This window comes from Streptomyces sp. NBC_00572 (assembly GCF_026341815.1).
Taxonomy (GTDB): domain Bacteria; phylum Actinomycetota; class Actinomycetes; order Streptomycetales; family Streptomycetaceae; genus Streptomyces.
The window spans coordinates 2,581,610-2,601,804 of sequence record NZ_JAPENX010000001.1 but is presented as its reverse complement, the minus strand read 5'-3'; the positions used below and the strand labels follow the sequence as shown (position 1 = coordinate 2,601,804).

At 69.7% G+C, this 20,195-nt stretch carries 20 protein-coding genes and 8 pseudogenes; 9 read left to right on the top strand and 19 right to left on the bottom strand.

Translation table 11 applies throughout. The features are described 5' to 3' along the window. Window positions 1–91: 91 nt before the first annotated feature. Together OG514_RS11860 and OG514_RS11855 are read left to right on the top strand one after the other, a co-directional pair. The gene (locus OG514_RS11860; protein WP_266893681.1) at window positions 92–496 is read left to right on the top strand and encodes a type II toxin-antitoxin system PemK/MazF family toxin; all 405 of its coding nucleotides are present in this window, start codon (window positions 92–94) and stop codon (window positions 494–496) included. Window positions 497–905: 409 nt separating this feature from the next. Next, window positions 906–1,259 (top strand): annotated as a pseudogene (locus OG514_RS11855) (GNAT family N-acetyltransferase); the annotation flags it as partial. A 247-nt stretch (window positions 1,260–1,506) separates the two neighbouring features. Here OG514_RS11855 and OG514_RS11850 read toward each other — a convergent pair. Beyond that, the gene (locus OG514_RS11850; protein WP_266893680.1) at window positions 1,507–1,845 is read right to left on the bottom strand and encodes a MerR family transcriptional regulator; all 339 of its coding nucleotides are present in this window, start codon (window positions 1,843–1,845) and stop codon (window positions 1,507–1,509) included. A 927-nt stretch (window positions 1,846–2,772) separates the two neighbouring features. Between OG514_RS11850 and OG514_RS11845 the strand changes: the two are divergent. Both OG514_RS11845 and OG514_RS11840 read left to right on the top strand, forming a co-directional pair. Continuing rightward, window positions 2,773–3,160 (top strand): annotated as a pseudogene (locus tag OG514_RS11845) (ATP-binding protein). A 47-nt stretch (window positions 3,161–3,207) separates the two neighbouring features. Further along, window positions 3,208–3,567, top strand: coding sequence for a hypothetical protein (locus OG514_RS11840; protein ID WP_266893679.1), 360 nt, complete (start codon window positions 3,208–3,210; stop codon window positions 3,565–3,567). Window positions 3,568–3,680: 113 nt separating this feature from the next. Here the strand turns inward: OG514_RS11840 and OG514_RS11835 are convergent, their stop codons facing one another. From OG514_RS11835 to OG514_RS11805, 7 genes and pseudogenes are all read right to left on the bottom strand, one after another. Then, on the bottom strand, window positions 3,681–3,995 hold the full coding sequence (locus tag OG514_RS11835; RefSeq protein WP_266893677.1) for an SCO5918 family protein: 315 nt from the start codon (window positions 3,993–3,995) through the stop codon (window positions 3,681–3,683). Window positions 3,996–4,043: 48 nt separating this feature from the next. Further along, entirely contained in the window at window positions 4,044–4,448 is a 405-nt protein-coding gene (locus OG514_RS11830) for a CBS domain-containing protein (RefSeq protein ID WP_266893675.1), read from the bottom strand. Window positions 4,449–4,494: 46 nt separating this feature from the next. After that, window positions 4,495–6,006: a DEAD/DEAH box helicase gene (locus OG514_RS11825; RefSeq protein WP_266893673.1), complete on the bottom strand. Its 1,512-nt coding sequence runs from the start codon at window positions 6,004–6,006 to the stop codon at window positions 4,495–4,497. Between the two features lie 252 nt (window positions 6,007–6,258). Beyond that, entirely contained in the window at window positions 6,259–6,462 is a 204-nt protein-coding gene (locus OG514_RS11820; RefSeq protein WP_030323642.1) for a cold-shock protein, read from the bottom strand. 400 nt (window positions 6,463–6,862) lie between these two features. Further along, window positions 6,863–7,084: a hypothetical protein gene (locus tag OG514_RS11815; protein WP_266893670.1), complete on the bottom strand. Its 222-nt coding sequence runs from the start codon at window positions 7,082–7,084 to the stop codon at window positions 6,863–6,865. A 40-nt stretch (window positions 7,085–7,124) separates the two neighbouring features. Next, a complete protein-coding gene (locus OG514_RS11810) occupies window positions 7,125–7,391 on the bottom strand; it encodes a hypothetical protein (protein ID WP_266893710.1) in 267 nt (88 codons plus the stop codon). Next, window positions 7,389–7,508: pseudogene (locus OG514_RS11805) on the bottom strand (DUF5994 family protein); the annotation flags it as partial. The gene OG514_RS11810 and the pseudogene OG514_RS11805, both read right to left, overlap by 3 nt. A 131-nt stretch (window positions 7,509–7,639) precedes the next feature. On the opposite strand from OG514_RS11805, the gene OG514_RS11800 reads away from it, so the two are divergent. Together OG514_RS11800 and OG514_RS11795 are read left to right on the top strand one after the other, a co-directional pair. Continuing rightward, window positions 7,640–7,996, top strand: a complete 357-nt coding sequence (locus OG514_RS11800; RefSeq protein ID WP_266893668.1) for a PRC-barrel domain-containing protein — start codon at window positions 7,640–7,642, stop codon at window positions 7,994–7,996. Between the two features lie 23 nt (window positions 7,997–8,019). Then, window positions 8,020–8,187, top strand: a complete 168-nt coding sequence (locus tag OG514_RS11795; RefSeq protein WP_266893666.1) for a hypothetical protein — start codon at window positions 8,020–8,022, stop codon at window positions 8,185–8,187. 31 nt (window positions 8,188–8,218) lie between these two features. Here OG514_RS11795 and OG514_RS11790 read toward each other — a convergent pair. Continuing rightward, window positions 8,219–8,320: pseudogene (locus OG514_RS11790) on the bottom strand (deoxycytidine triphosphate deaminase); the annotation flags it as partial. Window positions 8,321–8,330: 10 nt separating this feature from the next. Between OG514_RS11790 and OG514_RS11785 the strand changes: the two are divergent. Then, window positions 8,331–8,740, top strand: a pseudogene (locus OG514_RS11785) (HTTM domain-containing protein); the annotation flags it as partial. Window positions 8,741–8,747: 7 nt separating this feature from the next. Here OG514_RS11785 and OG514_RS11780 read toward each other — a convergent pair. Beyond that, window positions 8,748–9,271 (bottom strand): annotated as a pseudogene (locus tag OG514_RS11780) (alkaline shock response membrane anchor protein AmaP). Window positions 9,272–9,282: 11 nt separating this feature from the next. After that, window positions 9,283–9,411 carry a hypothetical protein gene (locus tag OG514_RS39355; protein WP_323181523.1) on the bottom strand — a complete coding sequence of 43 codons (129 nt, stop codon included), beginning with the start codon at window positions 9,409–9,411 and terminating at the stop codon, window positions 9,283–9,285. 84 nt (window positions 9,412–9,495) lie between these two features. Here OG514_RS39355 and OG514_RS11770 point away from each other — a divergent pair. After that, a pseudogene (locus tag OG514_RS11770) lies at window positions 9,496–9,615 on the top strand (transposase); the annotation flags it as partial. A 486-nt stretch (window positions 9,616–10,101) separates the two neighbouring features. Here OG514_RS11770 and OG514_RS11765 read toward each other — a convergent pair. The 7 genes and pseudogenes from OG514_RS11765 to OG514_RS11735 all read right to left on the bottom strand — a co-directional run bounded on the left by OG514_RS11765 (window position 10,102) and on the right by OG514_RS11735 (window position 16,226). Then, window positions 10,102–10,977: an alpha/beta fold hydrolase gene (locus tag OG514_RS11765; protein WP_266893664.1), complete on the bottom strand. Its 876-nt coding sequence runs from the start codon at window positions 10,975–10,977 to the stop codon at window positions 10,102–10,104. Window positions 10,978–10,987: 10 nt separating this feature from the next. After that, window positions 10,988–11,740 (bottom strand): cyclopropane-fatty-acyl-phospholipid synthase family protein, encoded by a 753-nt coding sequence (locus OG514_RS11760; RefSeq protein WP_266900824.1) that lies wholly within the window; start codon window positions 11,738–11,740, stop codon window positions 10,988–10,990. Between the two features lie 18 nt (window positions 11,741–11,758). Further along, window positions 11,759–12,964: pseudogene (locus OG514_RS11755) on the bottom strand (glycosyltransferase); the annotation flags it as partial. A 109-nt stretch (window positions 12,965–13,073) separates the two neighbouring features. Continuing rightward, entirely contained in the window at window positions 13,074–13,874 is an 801-nt protein-coding gene (locus OG514_RS39350) for a VOC family protein (protein WP_323181521.1), read from the bottom strand. Between the two features lie 51 nt (window positions 13,875–13,925). Next, window positions 13,926–14,927, bottom strand: coding sequence for a GNAT family N-acetyltransferase (locus tag OG514_RS11745; RefSeq protein WP_266893662.1), 1,002 nt, complete (start codon window positions 14,925–14,927; stop codon window positions 13,926–13,928). 163 nt (window positions 14,928–15,090) lie between these two features. Next, window positions 15,091–15,735, bottom strand: coding sequence for a hemerythrin domain-containing protein (locus OG514_RS11740; protein ID WP_266893660.1), 645 nt, complete (start codon window positions 15,733–15,735; stop codon window positions 15,091–15,093). Beyond that, window positions 15,732–16,226: a carboxymuconolactone decarboxylase family protein gene (locus tag OG514_RS11735; protein ID WP_266893658.1), complete on the bottom strand. Its 495-nt coding sequence runs from the start codon at window positions 16,224–16,226 to the stop codon at window positions 15,732–15,734. The genes OG514_RS11740 and OG514_RS11735 overlap by 4 nt, the downstream gene beginning before the upstream one ends. A gap of 96 nt (window positions 16,227–16,322) precedes the next feature. Here OG514_RS11735 and OG514_RS11730 point away from each other — a divergent pair, with 96 nt between their 5' ends. After that, complete coding sequence (locus OG514_RS11730; RefSeq protein WP_266893656.1) at window positions 16,323–17,210, top strand: LysR family transcriptional regulator; 888 nt, start codon at window positions 16,323–16,325, stop codon at window positions 17,208–17,210. A 347-nt stretch (window positions 17,211–17,557) separates the two neighbouring features. Here the strand turns inward: OG514_RS11730 and OG514_RS11725 are convergent, their stop codons facing one another. Beyond that, on the bottom strand, window positions 17,558–20,182 hold the full coding sequence (locus tag OG514_RS11725; protein ID WP_266893654.1) for an RICIN domain-containing protein: 2,625 nt from the start codon (window positions 20,180–20,182) through the stop codon (window positions 17,558–17,560). Window positions 20,183–20,195: the final 13 nt, after the last annotated feature.

Here is a 20,195-nt window from a genome sequence, read left to right as displayed (position 1 = left end):
CCCTTGCCCGCAATCCCGCGGAACAGGGAATCATCCAGTACTCGGGCGCAGGGTGTGTGCGTTCGGGGCAGTCTTGCATGCAGGAGGACCTGTGCGACGTGGCGAAGTCTGGTGGGTCGAGTTCGACGAGCGGCGGCCGGCCGTCCTGCTGTCGGGAGACGACACCTCCGGGATCCGGGTGGTGCAGGTCGTCGCCCCGGCGGGCATCGACGTCAGCGGTCTGGGCGTCGAAGTGACCGTGGGCGCCATGGAGGGACTGCCCTTCGACGGTGTCCTGCGGTTCGCGTTCCCCCGCCAGGGCTTCATCCCCTGCACATGGCTGACCACCGTGTCCCGGTCCGACCTGATCGAACGGGCAGGCGTCCTGACCTCCGCGAAGCTCAGCGAGATCGAGGAAGCCATTCAACTCGCCGAACAGTCGCAGGAGCAGACCCCGGAGACGACCGTGAAGCTCAGCGAGTTAGGAGAATCCCTCCGTCTCGGTGGGCTCGGGTAGGCGAAGAGGGAACGGACGCCCACGATGACCGAGGACCTGTCCCGGCGATCACGCGACAGTTCGGTGGGAGCGAGCCGGGCTTGGGGGGAAAGCAGACCGCATGGTCGCTGCTGCAGATCTCCGCCTCCAGGTCGAGCTCCCCGTGGCCGGGGCGGTCGAACGTCAGGAAGGTGACCATCCGACCGGACGGAAACCGCGCGACCGCCTGGTGCACCGGTCCTTGGCCGGCAGCCAGAACAGGAATCGTGAGGTGACTGACCCGGCTACGTGCGATGAGGTGGGCCTCTGGAAATCCCGTTTCGATGAACACCACCGTCTGCCGTCGGGCGGAAGATCGGTGGCAGGCCCGGACCACCCCCGGTGACGATCGCGGCATGCCCCACTTCCTGGAGACCGACCGGCTCGTCCTGCGCAGGAGAAGCCCAGCGGCACCTTCCTGGGCTGGTTCGAGTTCCGGCCGTCGGAAGAGGACAGCCCTGCCGTGGTCGAACTCGGCTACCGCCTGAACCAGGCGGCATGGGGACGCGGTTACGCCACCGAGGGGTCCCAGGCACTGGTCCACAAGGGGTTCACGGACCTGGAGGTCGAGCGGGTCGGGGCCAACACCATGGCCGTCAACACCCGCTCCCGTCGCGTCATGGAAAAGTCGGGCCTGTCCTTCATCCGGAACTTCACCGGGGACCGGCCGGAGCAGATCGAGGGCTCCGAGCACGGTGAAGTCGAGTACGAACTCTCCCGGACCGAGTGGGAGCAGTCGCGATAGGTGTCGACGGCCTGATGTGCAACTCCCGACATGAACTCTCCGGCCGGCGCCAACAGCTCTGACTGACGCTCAACGTGCCGGAAGAAACTTGTCAGTGCTCCGCGCAGGCCGGGCGTACGGCGCCTACCAGGCCACGCGTAGTGCTGACCTGGGGGCGGACCTCGCGCGGGCATCTGCTCGTGAGCAATCCTCCGCCAAGCCCTCGGGGTGCACCCGTCGGTCGATGCCGACGGCGGGCGAACTCACCTCAAGCCGAGTCTGGTGGCGCGTCGGATGTGGCGGCGCGGCGGTATTCGGCGTTGATGCGCTGGGCCTCTTCGAGCTGGTCTTCGAGGACGATGATGCGGCAGGCGGCCTCGATCGGTGTGCCCTGATCGACGAGTTCCCGGGCGCGGGCGGCGATGCGCAGCTGGTAGCGGGAGTAGCGGCGGTGGCCGCCCTCCGAGCGCAGCGGGGTGATCAGGCGGGCCTCGCCGATGGCCCGGAGGAAGCCCTGTGTTGTGCCGAGCATCTCGGCGGCCCGGCCCATCGTGTAGGCGGGGTAGTCGTCGTCGTCGAGACGGCCGTACGAGTCATCTGCTGTCATTTGCACCTCTCTGGGAAACGCGTTGAGGGGCCCTGGTGCCGTACTGGCACCAGGGCCCCGAAGGAACTTCTACACCACCTGCCGGCCCTGATACTGCGCCGGCGTTCTGTGTCCGCGTACCCGACCTGGTTGCTGTCGGGGTTGCGGGGATCGCGGTTGCTTGACCGGAGACCACCTCACTATCGATGTCCTGCGGTACCCGGGCTCAAGTCTTCCGCCCGGGCGATCCTGATGGCGCTGCGTTCCTCCGTTCTTCTCTCGGTGATCAACTTCTTGCCATGGGGGTACTGCGTACTGCTGGTACTGATCCACTGCGGGTACTGCTGGTGATGCGAACCGCTCAGTGGCCTGTGACAGCGCCACTCTCCGGCAGCCAGCCCCGTCGCCCGTCCTGCGTCTGCTCTGGCTCAGAACCCCACTGCCGAACTTCCCGGTGCGCGCGTCCGCAGCCGACGCCTTCACCAGGGGTACTGCTCACTGCTTCACTGCGGGTACTGCGCACTGCACTCACGGGTACCGCACCTGCCATGACAGCGGTCCCGCTCACGGCGACCCCTGATCACTGCGGGCCACCCGGTCCGGCCGCCAGTCCCGTCGCCGTCCTACGAAAGCCCTGGCTTCGAAACTCCGCCGCCGCACCGTCCTGCTCACTGCAACTACCTGTACTGCTGGTACTGCTTGCCGGCAGTTCGTCTCTGCCAGGCCCTGCTGTCTCTCTGGGCTACGAGAGAAACCATAACCACGCCGCCACCCAATGTCTACTCCGGCCGACATAGATTTCCGCGTGTCCGGTGGGTAGGTAATCGACCTCGAACAGCGACGCGAAGGGTCGCGGAGCGGTCACCGCCGGGTTGACCACCGCATATCCGGGCACACGCCGCGGACAGGTAGGGACCGGTTCTGACGATCACAGACCAGGGGGACCTGATGGACACGATGAGCGTCGATGTCGCGATCGGCCGCTCTGCGGGTCCTGTCGCCGTCGCACGCGACAGCGCCCGGCATTCTCTTGAGGGCCTCGTTCCGGCGCCCGCATCCGAGCCAGCCGACACCGTGATCCTCGTTGTGTCGGAACTCCTCACCAACGCCCTGCGCCACGGCGGCGGCACCCGCACCCTGGACCTGACCGCAGGGGGACAACATCAAGGTGGCCGTGCACGACGACAGCCCGCAGGCCCCCCGCATGCGCACCCCCGACCTGAACGGCGGCACCGGAGGCTTCGGCCGGCCCATGGCCAACCGACTCGCCACAGCGACCTCGGTCACGCGGCGTGCCTCTGGTGGGAAGACGGTGACGGCCCTTCTCGCCCGGTAGCACGACCGGTTGGGGGGATCGGACGACCGTGAATAGGATCGGCTCTCATGTCGAAGCTTGACGAGCTGCTCGTCGACGTTGCCACGTTGGTGGAGTCCGGGCAGAGCAATCAGATGTCCTTGACGGTGGTCACCGGTGGCGCTGTCATCACCGGTCGGCTGGCGCCCGAAGCGGTGTGGAGGCAGCGGGTCTCGGAGGTCCTGGCGGACTCCGCCCGCCTGGGAGGGTTCTCCGCCGTCTTCACCGCTACGACACGGAGGGACGGGCCGCCCGCGCATCTGCACTTCCACATGGCGCGGATCCTTCAGGGCACGGTGGGGATCCCGGAGACGGGGGGAATGTACCGCGTCTCGATCGCGGACGTCAGCGCCTGGACCGTGGGCGACTTCAGCTACTCCGATCACTGACTTCGCGCCCGGAGACACCTGCTGACCGATACGCGAGAGGGCCCGACCGGCGGGTGCCGGTCGGGCCCTCTTGGCTGTTCGGGGGTCAGCTCACGTTCGCCCGTGGGTCACGGTCAGGCCGCCGCCGCCGGGGCGCCGAGCATCGCGGAGGCGTGCTGGAGGGGGTTGAGGGCGCGGGCGGGCGCGGTGTTCTGGGGGAGGCCGCGGCAGGTGAAGCCGAGCTTGGTCATGGCGCGGAGGACTTCACCGGCGCTGAAGTCGCGGCGGTCCTGGCGGGTGATGACCTGGCCGACCTGCTTGACGGGGTAGGTGCGGCGGCCGATGATCACGGACTCGCCGACGACCTCCTCGGGCTTGATGCCCTTCATGGAGTCCAGGACGCCGCTCTTGGTGAGGTCGAAGGGGAAGCGGGCGATGACACAGCGCACGATGCCTCACAGGGAGAGGAAGGGGATGGTTCCGCCGTGGTGGGCGGTTCACGCGAGGACGAGGGTGGGCGCGGGGGCGCCCGGAGTGTCGTCCTGTTCGCCCACGACGGACGGGGTGACGACCCGGGGACGTACGGCCCGCCCGATCGTCAAGGCGGTGGCCGAGGTGAGCGGCCCGCCGTCGCCGGAGAGGTCGCGCAGCTGGAGCCGGTCCGTGTAGGCGGGGCTGTCGCGGACGGCGGCGAGCTGGGCCCGGGTGACCAGGCCGGTGCACAGGCCGTCGTTGTCGCAGACGACCAAGTGCCCGGTGCGGGCTCCGGCCATGACCGAGAGGGCCACCTCGACGGTCATGTCGTCGCAGACCTGCGGTCCGGCCGTGTCCACGGCGTCGGCCGCCGTCAGGTGCGCGGGGGCGGGGTGCGTCGGGTGGGGCTGCATCCGGACCAGCGTCACAACGTGCCTCCTGAAGAGATGGGTCAGCTTCCGGATCACGTACGGCTCAGGCCGCCGCGTCGCCGGCGGAACGCCGTCCGCCGGCGCGCCTCGCTGCCGAGGCGGGGCCGCGTCGACCGCGGGAGGTCGCGCTGCGCTTGCGCTGCTCGGCGGGCGGTGCGGTGATCGTCACGGGGATGCCGGAGGGGGTCCGCGCGCCGGTGATCCGGGCGAGCGCCTCCTCGCCGGAGCGGACCTGGGTGGTCTCGGGCACGATGCCGGCGGTCGCCATGAGGCGGGCCATGTCGCGGCGCTGGTTGGCGGTGACCAGGGTGACGACGCTGCCGGACTCGCCGGCCCGGGCCGTCCGGCCGCCGCGGTGGAGGTAGTCCTTGTGGTCGGTCGGCGGGTCCACGTTGACGACGAGGTCGAGGTTGTCGACGTGGATGCCGCGCGCCGCGACGTTCGTGGCGACCAGGACGGTGACGTGCCCGGTCTTGAACCGGGCGAGGGTGCGGGTGCGCTGCGGCTGCGACTTCCCGCCGTGCAGGGCGGCGGCCCGGACACCGCAGTGGAGGAGGTCCTCGGTGAGGCGGTCCACGGCGTGCTTGGTGTCCAGGAACATGATCACCCGGCCTTCGCGCGCGGCGATCTCGGTCGTCAGCCGCTGCTTGTCGGCGCCGTGCACGTGCAGGACGTGGTGCTCCATCGTGGTGACCGCACCCTGGGAGGGGTCCACGGAGTGGACGACGGGGTCGGTGAGGTAGCGGCGGACCAGGAGGTCGACGTTGCGGTCCAGGGTCGCGGAGAACAGCATGCGCTGGCCCTCGGGGCGGACCTGGTTCAGGAGCGCGGTGACCTGGGGCATGAAGCCCATGTCGGCCATCTGGTCGGCCTCGTCCAGGACGGTGATGGAGACCTGGTTCAGCCGGCAGTCGCCGCGGTCGATGAGGTCCTTGAGACGGCCGGGGGTGGCAACGACGACTTCGACGCCGCTTCGCAGCGCGTTCGCCTGCCGGCCGATCGGCATCCCGCCGACGACGGTGGCAAGGCGCAGCTTCACGGCGCGGGCGTAGGGCGTGAGCGCGTCGGTGACCTGCTGGGCGAGTTCCCGGGTGGGGACCAGGACCAGCGCCAGCGGCTGACGGGGCTCGGCGAGCTGTCCGGCGGTGCGGGCCAGCAGGGCCAGGCCGAAGGCGAGGGTCTTGCCGGAGCCGGTCCGGCCGCGGCCGAGGACGTCGCGGCCCGCCAGGGAGTTCGGCAGGGTCGCGCCCTGGATGGGGAACGGGACGGACACGCCCTGTGCGGTGAGCGCGGCGAGGAGGCGCCGGTCCAGGGCCAGGTCGGCGAAGGCCTCGACGGCGGGCAGCGCCGGAGTGATCGTCTTCGGCGGGGCGAACTCCCCCTGCACGGCGGCGGGACGCCTGCCGTATCCGCCCGACCGGCTCGGACCTCCCGATCGGCTCGCGGCGGACGAACCGGGGCGACCGCCCCGGCCCGTTCCTGCGGAGGAGTCGTACGCGTGGCCGCCGTTGCGGCGGGTGCGGGAGGAACGGCCGTTCGTGCGTGTGGGGTTCATGCAGAACCTTCCTTGATACGGCGCGTATCGAGGAATTCCGGCAGCGGATGAACAGCGTTGGGAATCACAGGCACGGGCCGAATTAAATGCGAAAGAAAGCAGCCTGGCTCGGAACAAAGGAATTGTCGGCGCAGGCGGGCGAGCGAAAGAAATGCGAGAGACGCGGGTGCGCGTGAAAATCCCGCGAAATGCATGCAGCTGGGGCCCGCACCCCGAAGGATGCGGGCCCCAGCTACGAATTACGCGTCAGCGTCAGGCGGAAACGATGTTCTCGGCCGTCGGGCCCTTCTGGCCCTGCGCGATGTCGAAGGAGACCTTCTGGCCCTCCTGGAGCTCGCGGAAGCCCTGGGCGGCGATGTTCGAGAAGTGGGCGAACACGTCAGGGCCGCCACCGTCCTGCTCGATGAAGCCGAAACCCTTTTCCGCGTTGAACCACTTCACGGTGCCAGTAGCCATGTCATATCTCCTTGGGGCAGTACGACGGAATCCGTACCGTACGGACGCCGTGTCGCCGCGATGATGCCCTGCCCGGAAAATGACCGGAAATACAAAGCGCTTCCGTGCGGCACGCGGCCGACGGGAGGCGCTTGAAGTTTTTGGGTACCAAAACTGCAACTGGGTTCGACAGTAGCACGTCACCGCAGCCTGTGTGCGTCGAATATTTCCCCCTGTGTGTCGCCGGCAAAAACTCTCTCTGCGATGGCTGTTAAAATCTCAGGCCGCGAACACAGGTATTCATTCCTCCGAATGCGGCGTTTAGGAAGCAAGGCGGTCAACCAGCTGCGGCGTCGGCGGGTCATCGCAACGTGCGTCTGCGGGTCGGAGTCCGGGGAGTCCTCCCGCAGCTCACAGGGGGCTATGTGACCATCGAGGGTGTGTTGCCCGGTTCCCGGTCGACGGTGATCAGGTCCTCGCCGGCGAGGTACGTGCATGCGGCGGCCAGGTCTTCCTCCGGGATGCGCAGGTCGTTCCGCAGCTTCCGCCCCGGGACTCCGAGGAGACGGTTGCCTTCGGTGGCTTCGTAGAGGGCGGTCAGGACTCGTTCGCGGTAGCCCTGTCGCTCGCGGAGTGTCGCCATGACCGAGTCCTTTCATGCGTGTGAGGAAGGCCGACGCTCCTCACACCTCGTCGACGTGGGTGCCGGCGCGAGAGGTCGGTCTGCTGGTGGCGAGCCAGGAGAGGGCGGGTTCCGCGCCGGATCCGGTGTCGACGGTGAGGTGGAGCCGTGTGCCACCTTCGGGCACGGGGTAGCTGCGCTGTTCCGCCCCGGCGAAGGAGCAGCGGATCACTTGGGCGACCGCGCGGGCGGCTTCGGGGGTGGCGGCGACGATGCGGATCTCGGCGTGTCCGGCCGAGGGCAGGGTCGCGGTGTCGGTGGGGTACAAGGTGCGTGATCCCTCGCGCGAGCGAGGCCACCAGGCGCCGTCCAGGAGGCCGGCGAGGGTGGTCTTGGGTGTCAGCGAAAGGCGCGCCGAAAGCGTGGGTGCCAGGGTGGTGGTCATGATCGCGGACCCGACTCCGGGCCGCTCTGGGCGTGGTCAGGGCGCGTCTTCTGGGTTGGTGCCGTAGGTGGCCAGGGGGCAGGCTGGGAGGGAGCAGGTCGTCAGGCAGGACCCGGCCGAAGGAGCTCAGGATGATCGGGATGGCGGATATCCGTGAGTGGCGTGCACAGGACGTGACGGACGCTGGAGGGCACAAGATCGGAGTGCTGGAGGCGATCTATGTGGACACCAGCACGGACGAGCCGGCCATGGCCACGGTCCAGATCGGCCTGCCCACCCGCCACCGCCTGGTCTTCGTCCCGCTCGACGGGGCGATCGTCGGGCCGGGCTATGTGAAGGTCGCCCACGACAAGGCGCTGGTGAAGCAGTGCCCTTCGATCGGCACAGACGACGTGCTCCCCTTCGAGGACGAGGGAGCCGTCTTCCAGCACTACGGCCTGTCCTATCAGCCGGGGTCGAACGGCGAGCGGCAGTTGGCCCGTCGCTGAGCCCGACCGAGGAGGTGTCAGTCGTGATTCTCTTCCTGGCCCTGATCGTCGTCGCGATGGTGCTGGGCATCATCGGCGCTACCGCTGACGGGCTGCTCTACCTGCTGATCATCGGCATCGTCCTGCTCGCGGCGGACATCGTCTACTTCGGCATGCGCCTGCGACACTCCCAACGCCACCGCCTGCGCTGATTCGTCAGGCTGGGCGGTGGGCGAGCCCCTCGCGAAGAGTGTCACCAAGGCGCCAGTCGTAGGCGTTCGGGGACATGCGAGCGGGGTCGTACGGGTCGATGGTGATCTCGCCGGTGTGGACGGCGGAGGCGATCGCACGCCCGGTGAACCTCGAACTGTTCCAGCCCTGGCCCGCGCTCTCCCACCTCGTGGACGAGTTCCCGATGGTGATCGCGATCACCGGCGACGTCACGGTGCTCGTCCAGGTCGCCTTCCCGTTCGTACTCTCGGCCGGCTCAAGTATCCCGTTCTTGCCGTGCTGCTCGGGATGCACATCGGCATCGCCGTACTCATGGGGCTGCCGCTCTTCTCCGGCGCGATGATCATCGCGGACGCCGTGTTCCTGCCCGACCGCTTCTACACCTTCCTGCCCCGACTGTGGCGCCGTGCGGCACGGCGCACCGGAACGCGGCAGGCGGCACCCGGCCGGGCGGCGGGATCGGGATCCGTGCCCGCACAGGGAAGACCCGAGCTACCCGCCCCGCAGGACCAGGTCGTTCCGAGTGGAGGGTAAATGCGGTTCAGTCCACGCGATGGGCCCTGTGGCGGACCTCCCGGAGGCTGACCTCGGACGGGATACGGTCCAGGCCTGCCGAGTCCCGTGCGCGTGCGAGCGTCTCCCGGCCGAGCCGCCCCAGGGTCTGCTCCGGTTGCGCGTCAGGCTCCAGCCAGAGGCGCACCCGCGCGACCGGGGCAGTACGCCGGCCCGCCAGGCGCACGTGAGCCCGCGAGACTCCGTGGAGGGCTTGGGCTTCTGCCTCGATCACGTCCCCGAGCGCGCGGCCGTCGCACCGGGCCGCCGCACCGTTCTCGCTGTCGACGAGGCCATGGTGCAGCCGGTCTCGGCGAGGAGGACCCAAAGCCACCACACCAGCAGGGCCAGCACCACGGAGAGCACCGCGATGACGGTCGGCCACCACCAGCCCGGCACGTCGAAACCCCATCGGCGTTGCAGATCGAGACCGCCCAGTAGTACGCCGCCGCCCAAGGCGAACAGTCCGAGGCCGAGCAGCCCCAGCAGTACCCGGTTCACTGTCTTGATCATGGGGATCGACGTCAGCCCTTCTTCGAGCGCCGGACGCGCAGGGTCAGCGTGGGCTGCCGGACGAGACCCGGAATCGTCACGGCTTCGCCCAGGTCGGCATCGAGGTCGGCGCGGACCTCGTCGAAATCGCGGAAATGCACCTGCGCCCGGCTCTGATCTTCCGGCGCCCGACATCTACCCGCGCAGCCTCGACACCGGACACCCGTACGGCTCGGTCACGCAGGATCAGGACCGCGGCCCGCATCCTCATCGAGGTCGGCGACGGCAGCGGCTTCGCCACCGCCGGCCACCTCGCCGCCCACGCCGGCCTCGCGCCCGTGACCCGGAACTCCGGTTCCTCTATCGCTGCGTGCCGGTGTGTTCCACCTCCCGAGCGGTCCCAAAGGACGACGCGGGCTCCAGGCACCGCCGCTCGGTGTGGCGCAGGTCACTTGAAGTGCCTCTCGGGATTCGAGACCGCTCGGCGCCCGGCAGTCGCGAATGACCGATCCGGGGCTGGAACCGACGCCCCGTTACGGCGCTTATGGCACGCGCGCCCCGGGAGGTCTAGACAACAAACAAGCCCCAGGTCTCTGACCCGGGGCTTTACTGCGGAGCGGATGACGGGAATCGAACCCGCGCTATAAGCTTGGGAATCACCCGGCACTTGGGCGTGCGCACGGTGTCTGACCTGGGGAAACCCTCCCTGCGGCCCTGTTCGGGGTGCCTCGGTGAACCCCCCCTGGTGACCGATGTCTACCGCTCCTACTGGCACGTAGTGGCACGCGGTCCGCGTGGGCGCCCTCGTTCCTCGTCCCACCACCGATCCGCTCCGGCCAGTCCGATCACGCCTAAGCGGTCGGGGCCGGAAGCGTGGCGAGTTCGCCCAGGATGCGGGCCGCCGGCGCCGGGTCGACCAGCCACTTCAGATGGCTTCCCTCTAGCGTGCGGACGTCGTACGGGTTGTCCGGCGTCAGCTCGTTGCCCTCGCGGATCAGCCGGTCCTGGAGGGCGAGAGGCAGGCTCGTGTCGTCGGCCAGGCGGATGTAGCTCCTGGGGACGCGGCCCCAGGTCGCGGCCTGGGCCCGGTCGGCGGAGCCACCGGCGTCCAGGTTCTCGTCGGGCTGGAAGGTGTTCAGGAAGGTGAGGAACTGCTCGTCGGTGCCGTCGGCGAAGAAGGCTCCCTTGAGCGCCGCGAGCGAGTACGGGTTCGCCGTGCGGAAGTTGACGCGGAGCAGGCCGAGCTCGGCAGGGTTTCCGGCCAGTGCCGAAGCGAAGGCGGCGGGGTCGACCGTGGCCATCTCCGGCTCGGCGTAGTAGTCGTTGACGTCGAGGCGGACCGGGCACCAGGCCGAGACGTAGACGATGCGGTCGATCAGATCCGGGCGGGCGTTGGCCGCGGCCGTGGCCGTGACACCGCCGCGGCTGTGGGCGACGAGGATCACGGGGCCGTTCCGCTTGGCCCGTTCGAGGATCCCGATCAGGTGCGCGGCGTTGTCAGCGAGCGTGACGCCCTTGATCGAGCCGGGCGCGGTGGCGAGCCCCTCGGGGTCCTGCGGTGACTGGTAGGCGCGGGTGAAGGTCGCCTGGAAGCCGTGGCCGGGCAGGTCGACGGCGACCGAGCGGTGCCCGAGGAGGCCGAGCTCCGCCTGGAGGGGCGCGAAGGAGAAGGAGTTCGCGAAGGCTCCGTGGAGCAGTACGAACGTCGGTTGTATCTGTGTACTCACTTCCGGGTACTCACTTTCCGGTCGTCATGAGGGGTGTCTCGCGCAGGACCAGGCAGAGGAAGCCGAAGCTGTCCCGGTACCCGTGCAGCCACTGCGAACGCTGAGCGGTGGCCGTCTCCAGCACCTGGGCGCCCGCCGGATCCGCCGAGTAGTCCAGCGCCCATGAGGCCAGCGAGCCCCAGCAGGCCCACTCGTAGGCGTCCAGCTCACTGCGGGTACTGACATGGCCGTGGACAGGGGTCCAGCCGTCGGCGACGACGCGGTCCACCGTGGTCGCCAGGTCGTCGAGGTCGCCGAACGCCTCGACTGCCGCCGGCGAAGGGGCGCGGTCCCAGAACGACTCACCGATCAGGACGCGGCCGCCGGGTGCCAGGTGCTTGCGGGCTGCCGCGAGGGTGGGGAGGAGACCGCCGAAGGCGTGGGTGGCGCCGACGCTGATCACCAGGTCGAACGGCTGCTCGGAGACGAAGTCCGCGGCTTCCCGGTGGTGGAGGACCAGGCGCTCCTCGACCCCGAGTTCGCTCGCTGCCCGACGGGCCCGGGTCAGCGCGACCTCGGAGACGTCGACGCCCTCGGCGTGCAGGTACGGGCGGGTGGCCAGGGCGCGCAGAAGCCATTCCGCGGTGCCGCATCCGAGGTCGAGCACGCGCTCGTCGCCCCGCGGGAGGGCACGGTCGAGCAGCGCGCTGACCGATTCGTCGTCGAGCGGGGATTTGATCGGGTGGTCGGTGTGCGCGATGTCGGAGATCTGTTCGCGGCTCACCGGCGCAGCGGGCGCCGCGTCGAGAAGCAGCTTCGCGGCCACCGCCGTCCCGTCGCCCCGGACCGTGCCCGCGACGGCCTTCGCCCGGGCCGCGGTCTCGGGAGCCAGCGCCGTGCTGAGCGCGGCCGACAGGGACTCGACGGTCGGGACCGGGCCGTCGTGGGCCGTGCCGATGCCCAGTTCGGCGACCTGGGCGGCCCAGTGCGGCTGGTCCACGAACTGGGGCACCACGACCTGGGGCGCGCCGGCCCGGGCGGCCGTCGTCGTCGTGCCCGCGCCGCCGTGGTGGACGACGGCGGCCACCCGGGGGAACAGTGCCTGGTGGTTGACGTCGCCGACGGCGAAGCAGTCGTCCGCGTCGTCGACCAGGCCCAGGTCGGCCCAGCCGCGCGAGACGAGTACGCGTCGGCCTTGCGCGCGGACCGCCTCGACGGTCACCCGGGCGACGTCCGTCGCGGCGCGCATCGGCATGCTGCCGAAGCCCACGAACACGGGTGGTGTGCCGGCGTCCAGGAACGCCTCCAGGTCGGCCGGCAGCGGGCGCTCGTCCGGCAGGATCCACGCGCCGGTCTGCACGAGTTCGAGGTCCGGCAGCTCCTGCCACGGCCCCAGGACCGGGTCCGCCGCCAGCCACGGCCGGTCGCCGAAGACGTGGTCGCGGACGTTGTCCACCGGGGGCAGACCGATCTCCGCCCGGTGGGCGTTGAGCGGGGCCTGGTACAGCGCGTTCACCTTCCGGACGTCCAGGTCCCACAGCGCCCGGTTGTCGGTCATGTCGATGCCGTCGGTCGACATCGGCGGCCCCGGCCGCGACGACGGAAGGTAGTGCGTCGACGGCATCTCGAACGGATGGAAGCAGGCGTACACGTAGCGGATGCCCAGCTTCTCGGCCACCGACCGTGCGCCGGCCGGCATCAGACCGCTCGCCACCAGCACGTCGCATCCCTCGGCCGCCTTGGCGATCGTGTCGAAGTGCCCCGCGACCAGCTCGGCCGCGAACTCGGTGGCGAAGCCGGGGGGCGGCGGCGTGCCGGTCACCAGCGGGCGCACCGGCCGGCCGAACGGCACGTGTTCCACGCCGACACCGGCCAGCAGCTGGGCGAACTCCTCGTCCGGAGGTGCGCACACCCGTACTTCCGCGCCGAGTTTCCGCAGCTGTGCCGCTAGGGCGGCCAGCGGCATGATGTCGCCGCGTGACCCATAGGCCATGATCAGCACACGCATTTCGTCCTTCTCATTTCTGGGTATCCCGGCCTCGGCCGGTGATGGTGCGCGACGGTTCCGGATCGGGCCGGAAGCCGCCGGGAGACGGGCTGGTGTGTGGTGGTCGCGGTCACCGGGCCCAGGGAAGCTCGCGGGTGCCCTCCGTGCCGGGAACGGAGGCGACTCCGTCGGAGCGCATCGAGACGTGGGCCTCGGCCCGTTCCGGGGCGTGGATACGGCGGACGAGGGTCGGCGGCAGGATCAGGCTCTGGCCGGCCTGTACCTTCTCGGTACGGTTGCTGCAGGTCACTTCCAAGGCCCCCGCCGTGACCGTCCAGACCTGCTCGCGGCTGATGGAATGCTCGGGGCCGGTCGCGCCGGCTTCCATCAAGACCGTCCAGGTGCTGAGTTCGGCGCTTCCGCGGCTCGGGGCGGCGAGGCCGGTCATGGTGGCGTTCGGGGAGACGGTGACGTCGTCGGCCGAGGGAGTGATCACCTGGACGGCGGTGACTTCGCTCCCGTCTGTGCTCCCGCTCCCGTTCGTGCCGGGGTCGGGGACAGCCCATTCGACGAGCTGGACGACTACCCCGTTGGGGTCGGTCATCTGGAACAGCCGCTCCCCCCAGGGCTCCTCCCGCAGGGGCATGGTGATGGGGGCGCCCGCCGCGCGCAGCCGGGCCTCCTCAGCGGCGAGGCCGGTGACTGTGAGCGCGACGATCAGCCCACCCGCTTCCCGGTCCCGCTGCTCGGCGGGCAGGACCTCGGTCCCCTTGCGGAGCAGGACGATGTCGACGGCGGCGTCCCCGCGGGTCAGAGAGGCGAAGCCGTCCTGGGCCATGGCCACTTTGTAGCCGAGGTGAGTGCAGAAGAAGTCGCGGGAGGCGTCGACGTCGGCGACGGTCAGCGAAAGGGTGGATGTGGACACGTGCATGACAGCTCCTCGGGAGGCGTGCGCTGTGGTGAATGGGGGCGGGTACGGGGATCAGGCCGCGGGAACGTCGAGCTGGAACTCGCGCGTGCGCCGGTAGGAGCGGAACCCCAGCCTGTGGTTGACGGCCAGCATGTGGACGTTGTCCTCGGCGTTGTCGGTCTCGATCTCGACGACACCGGCGTGCTCGGCGCGCAGCCGCCGCACCATGGCGGCCTTGACCCACAGACCGAGGCCGTGGCCGCGGTGCGCGGGCACGACCGCCGTGTCGTACTGCTGGGCGCGCGGCGCCGAGCCCAGCGGGAGCAGGATCTCGGTGTAGCCGGCCATGGTGCCGTCGTCGTGGACGGCGGCGATGGTCAGCAAGGTGTCGCCGCGGTCGGCGATCACCTGGGCCATGGTCCTTACGCGGTCGGCGTCCCACGCCACGTTGCCGTAGTCCAGGTCTCCGACGGGCATGTCGTTCATCGCGTTCTTGGCGTCGGCGAAGGCGTCGGCGAGGACGTCGGGCGCCGTGCCGGTCCAGCCCGTCAGCCGGTAGCCGGAGTGCTCGGCCTTGGCGACCTGGAGAACGGTGGCCTCGTCCAACTGGTCCAGGCGCAGGATCAGATGGTCCAGCGCCAGTGCCTGGCGGAAGTCCCGCTTCTCGCAGAAGGCGTTGCCCGGGCTGTCGGCCGCCGCTTCGACGATCAGGCTGCGCCGGTCCTCGTCGCGGCAGGCCGCCACGACCGTCGACAGCAAGAGGGAGCCGGTTCCCTGACGCCGGTGCGCGGGGTCGACGTGGAGTTCCAGTTCGGCCAGGTGATCCCGCCCCGGGGAGGTGAACAGCCGCAGGCGCGCGATTCCGACAGGGCCGCCGTCCGCCCCGGTGGCCAGCCAGGTCAACAGGCGGCTGCCCAGGGCGGGCTTGGTGAACTGCGCGTGGATCTGCTCGAGGCCGGGAGACGGCACTCCGGGCAGGTCGTGGGCCATCGAGGCGGCGACGACCTGATGCCAGGCGGCGACGTCGGTGGCCGAGACGTCGTGGAGCGGAGTGAGGTGGATGTGCTCGGACAAGGCGATGACTCCAGGGATCTTGTGCGGGGAACGTCAGTCCGGGTTCCGGACGACGCGTACGCATGCCGTGCGCACGACTGCGGGGCCGTCGAACCACCCACAGTGGCGTCGGGCCCCTGCGCCACCGGTCGGCGCGACGCTCTGCGGGGCGCGGCGGCCGGTGTCAGTGCGTCGGAGCGGTGCCAGGACTCCAACGGTCCAGGGCGGTGTAGGCCGGGGCCCACTCGGCGGTGTAGGCGGCGCGAACGGATGCGGGCAGTGGAGTGAGCAGCTTCTCCACCGTCGGCTCGTCGACGCCGTCCAGCAGCCACGGCAGCAGCAGCGGTGCGTCAGGGCAGATCAGCTGGGCGTGGACCTGGCCGAAGTGGCCCCACTGCTCGGCCGTCAACGCTCGTCGGATCAGCGGCAGGGCCGCGTCCTCCTCGTGTTTGAGGTGCCCGGCCAGGCCGGTGGTCAGCGCGTCGGTCAGAACGCCCAACCGCAGCTGGTCGCCCTCGGGGTCGGCGAGCGCCGAGTCGATGGCCTCGATCAGCGGGTAGATGGCGGCGTGTTCGGCCTCCATCGCCTCCAGAAGAGCCAGGTCCTTCGGGCGGCCTGCCAGACGTCGACGCAGCGCCGGCCACAGCGCCTCGTCCTCGGCCGTGTGGTGGGCGCGGAGAGCCTTTTTGAACAGCGTCCATCCGGCAGTGGTCGGTAACTGCCGGGGGTCACGGTCCGTGCGGGTGGTGCTCCGGTCCAGATGGGCCAGCTCCCGGCGTAGGGCGTCGTGCATCGCGTACATCGCGGTCAGGTCGACGGCATCGCTCATGGCCGGCGTCGGCTCCAGGACGTGCCGGCCGGTTCACGGACCCCAGTGGTGCGGCAGTTGAACATGTTGGTCACGCCGATCGACAGGATCAGCGCGGACAGCTGCTGCTCGTCGAAGTGCGCGGACAGCCGCTCCCACAGCTTGTCAGGCACCGCGTCAGGTACGGCGTCCGACACCGCGTCCGGGGAGCGGTCGGCCAGGCGCGTGACCTCCTCGGCCAGCTCCAGCGCGCCGCGCTCGGCATCGGTGAAGAACGGTGCCTCCCGCCAGGCGGCCACCGCCGTCACCCGCTCGTCGCTCTCGCCCGTCGCGCGCAGGTTCCGCACGTGAGTGTGCACGCAGTCACAGCCGTTGACCTGGCCGGCGCGCAGAGCCACGATCTCGGGCAGCTGGTCGGAGAGGGCGCCCTGGTTGACCGATTTGAAGAAGCTGCCACTGCTCGTGAGCGCGTCCGGCGGGACGAGCGCAGGGTCCTTCATGCGTGATTGCATGCCCTCAACCTTCCTGCGGGTCGCAATCATGATCAATGTAAACTTCCGCGCGGTTCGATAACCGCTGGGTTATCGACTGAGGGGGCTGGGGAGCCGGTGGAGCTGCGGGACATCGAGATATTCCTGGTGCTGGCGGAGGAGCTGCATTTCGGCCGGGCGGCACAGCGGCTGCACGTCTCCCAGGCGCGGGTCAGTCAAGCCATCAAGAAGCAGGAGCGGCGCATCGGTGCCGAGCTGTTCACCCGCACCAGCCGCACGGTGTTCCTGACCGAGGTCGGCCGTCAGTTCCGTGACGATCTGCAGCCGGTCTACGCGGGCCTGCACGAATCGTTGGAGCGCGCCCGGCTGGCGGCCCGCGGCATCACCGCGCAGCTGCGCGTCAGCCTGATGCCCTTCAACCTGCCCGATCTGCACCCCTACTGGAAGGCGTTCCGCGCGCGGAATCCGCAGTGCGAACTCCAGGTACGCCTGGAGACCTTCAACGATGTGTTCGGCCGGCTCCGTTCCGGCGCCACGGATGTCCTTGTCGTCTGGCTGCCGGTGGAAGAGCCGGACCTCACCGTCGGTCCGACCTTCTGCTCCGACTCCCGGGTCCTTGGCGTGCCCGCCGACCACCGCTTCACGCAACGGGACTCCGTGCCGCTGGAGCTGCTCGCCGAGTTCCCGCACGCCACCGCCCTCGACGTGCCGGACTACTGGGAGGACAGCTACCTGCCCTTCCACACCCCACGAGGCCGGCGGATCGAGCGCATCAAGCTGGCGGACAACTCCGACGAGCTGGTCAGCCTGATCGGTATGGGCGAGATCATCCACACCTTCCCCAGCCATGTCACCAAGTACTGGGGTATGGCCCACATCCGGTGGCTGCCCATCCCCGAGATCGGGACCTTGACCTTCGCCCTCGTCTGGCGGACCGAAGCTGAGAACGACCTCATTCGTGCTCTGGCCGACACGGTGCGTGATCTCGGCGTGCTCCACTTCTGACGCGACCTGCGGCGCGGAACTGCGGTGCGGAACCGGTCCGGGCAACGGCGAAGGCCCAGGTCGTTGACCTGGGCCTTCGTTCAAGAGCGGATGACGGGAATCGAACCCGCGCTATAAGCTTGGGAATCACCCGGTACTTGGACGTGCGCATCGCGCCTGACCTGCAGGAACGTGCGCGGATGGCCTCGTCCTGGATGCTTCGCAGGGCCCCTTGCTGACCGCTGTTTACCGCCCCTACTGGCACGTTGTGGCACGGCGTCCCGTCGAGGGGGCGGGGAGGCGTCTTCCCTCAGCCATGGCGGGGCCGCAGGCAGTTGTGCCTGCGGCCCCGCTCGGGTGTGCTGGGGTCAGGACGGGTCGCCGTACTGGAGACCGCGTCCGTTGGTGCCGACGTAGACACGCCCGTAGGTGTCGGGGTCGCCTGCGATGACGCCGACGCCGCCGATGCTGCCCCACTGGTGGGCGTCGTCGTTGACGCGGAGCCAGGTGGTGCCCTTGTCGGTGGAGCGGAAGACGCCGGTGACGTCCTTGACGGTACCGATCAGGTACAGGGCCTGGTAGGAGGCGCCCGGCGCGGCCTTGCCGAAGCCGAGGGCGGAGGCGGACTGCACCGTCGTGAGCGTGGTGAAGGTGCGGCCGCCGTCGGTGGAGTGCAGCAGCCCCTTGTCAGCGCCGGCGATCCACAGGTCCCCGGCGATGCCGGGGACGGCCGTGAGCCGGCCGGTGGGCAGGTTGCCGGCGCGGGCGGTGAAGGTCGCGCCGCCGTCGGTGCTGGCGTAGAGCGTGCCGCCGGACAGGGAGTAGAAGGTCCTGGCCGAGGAGCGGTCGGCGACGACTGCGGCGTCGTTGCCCAGGCCGTTGACCCTCGACCAGCTCGCCCCGTTGTCGGTCGAGCGGTACGGGGCCTGACCGGCCTCGGTCCAGACGATGGTGGAGCCGTCCGCCGATAGCGCGATACGGCCGTCCCGGGCACCGGCCACAGGCTCCGCCTTGAATCCGGTCCAGTTGCTGCCGCCGTCGGTGGAGTAGGCGCCGTCCTGCTCGCCGCCACGGCCGACGCGGACCATCATCGAGGGCTTGGACTGGGCGAAGTCGATGTCGGTGCTGTTGGTCATCAACGGGTTCTTCAGCCGCCCGGAGGGCACCTTGGTCAGGGAGTCGTGCCGGAAGCCGCCCTGGTCGCCCATGGAGGTGATGACGGTGGCGCCGCCGGGAGGGGCGATCGCGTCCAGCAGCGCGGTCTCCTCCAGCCCTCGGGCACCCATGCTCCAGTGGCTGGTGCCGCCGCTGTCGGAGGCATTGGCGTCCTTGCTGCGCAGGATGCCGTTGCCGGTGCCGTACAGCACGTGCCCGGAGTCGAAGGGATCGATGGCCAGGGCGGTCATCCAGTGCCCGGTGTGAGTGCCGACGTAAGGAGCGCCGGAGGCGTCCCGCACCGACTTGTCGGCCAGTGCCTTCCAGTTCGAACCGCCGTCGGTGGTCCGGTAGATCTCGTCCTCGGGCCACCAGCGGCCGAGGGTGGTGACCATGACCGTGGACGGCTTGCGCGGGTCGACCGCCAGACCGGAGAAGCCGTAACTTCCCTGGGACGGGGAGATGTTCTTCCACGCCCCGCTGCCCGGCGTGTACTTCCACACCGAACCCGCCGTCACGCCGTTGGGTCCGAGATTGTTGGTGTACGTCAGGTACAGCGATCCGTCACCGGAGAGCACGCCGTGCTGCGGCATCTGGCCGGCGGGCTGCCCGGAGACGGCCTGCCAGGTGCTGCCGCCGTCGGTGGAGCGGTACAGGGAGGTGGATCTGTCGGCGACGCCGACGTAGACCGTCTTGCTGCCGGCCGGGCCGTACGTCACGAAGGAGATGCCGCCGCCGCTGCTCGCCCCGTCCTTGACGGGGAACGAGGAGACCTGGCTCCATGTGACGCCGTGGTCGGTGCTGCGCCACAGGCCGTTCTTGCGGGTGCCGAGGAGCAGGTTGGCGTTGTTCGCGGGGTCGACCACCAGCCGCTCGCCCGCCCCGCGGCCGTCCTCGTTGCCGCCCAGCTTGAAGGGCAGGTTGGTGCGCTTGAAGGTGCGGCCCTTGTCGGTGGAGCGCAGGATCGCGCCGTTGCCCGCCCAATCGTTGGTGTAGGTGCCCGCCCCGAGGTAGAGCCGCTTGGGGTCGACGGGGTCGGTGGCCAGCGAATCGATGCCCAGCAGGTTCCAGTCCTTCTCGCCGACCCAGTCGGTCAGCGGGATCCACTGCTCGGCCGCGGTGTCCCAGCGGTAGGCGCCGCCCATGTCTGTGCGCGCGTACAGCAGGCCCTTCTCACGCGGGTTGAACACCAGCCCGGTGACGTAACCGCCGCCCACGACCTGGGCGTTGCTCCACACATACGGTCCGGTCCCGGCCGCCGGGGACTCGGCCGTCTTCACCAGCTTCCACTGCTGGTTGGTGCTGCCCTTGCCGGGGTACTGGATGACCACCGCGCCATTGGCCGTGGAGCCTCCGGAGACGTCCAGGACCTGGCCGCTCCTGCGGGAGGTGAAGGTGACCGCGTCGGAACCGCTCACCTCGTCGATCCGCCACTCCTGGGAGGCGGAGGCGCTGTCGGTCTGCTGCTCGGCGGCGGCGGCCTGGGCGGTCGAATCGCCCGCTATGCCCAGCACTTTGCCGCTGTTGCGGTTCACCAGCTCGTAGTAGCCGTCCCCGGTGGGTCGCAGCTTCCACTGCTGGTTGGCGGTGTTCTGGTCGGTCCACTGCTGGATGCGGGTGCCGTCGGCGGTGGAGAAGGCGTTGACGTCCAGCGCCTTGCCGCTGCCTACGGAAACCAGCCGGTAGTAGGCATTGCCGTCGACCGTCGCGGCCTGCGAGTCATCCTGCACGAACAGAAGATACGGAACGAGGACGGCGGGCACACCGAGCAGCAGTCCGGTCGCGGTCCAGCGACGGCGGTGACGCCCGCGGCGCCCACCGTTCGTGGGGTTCTTCATGGGGGGTTGTTTC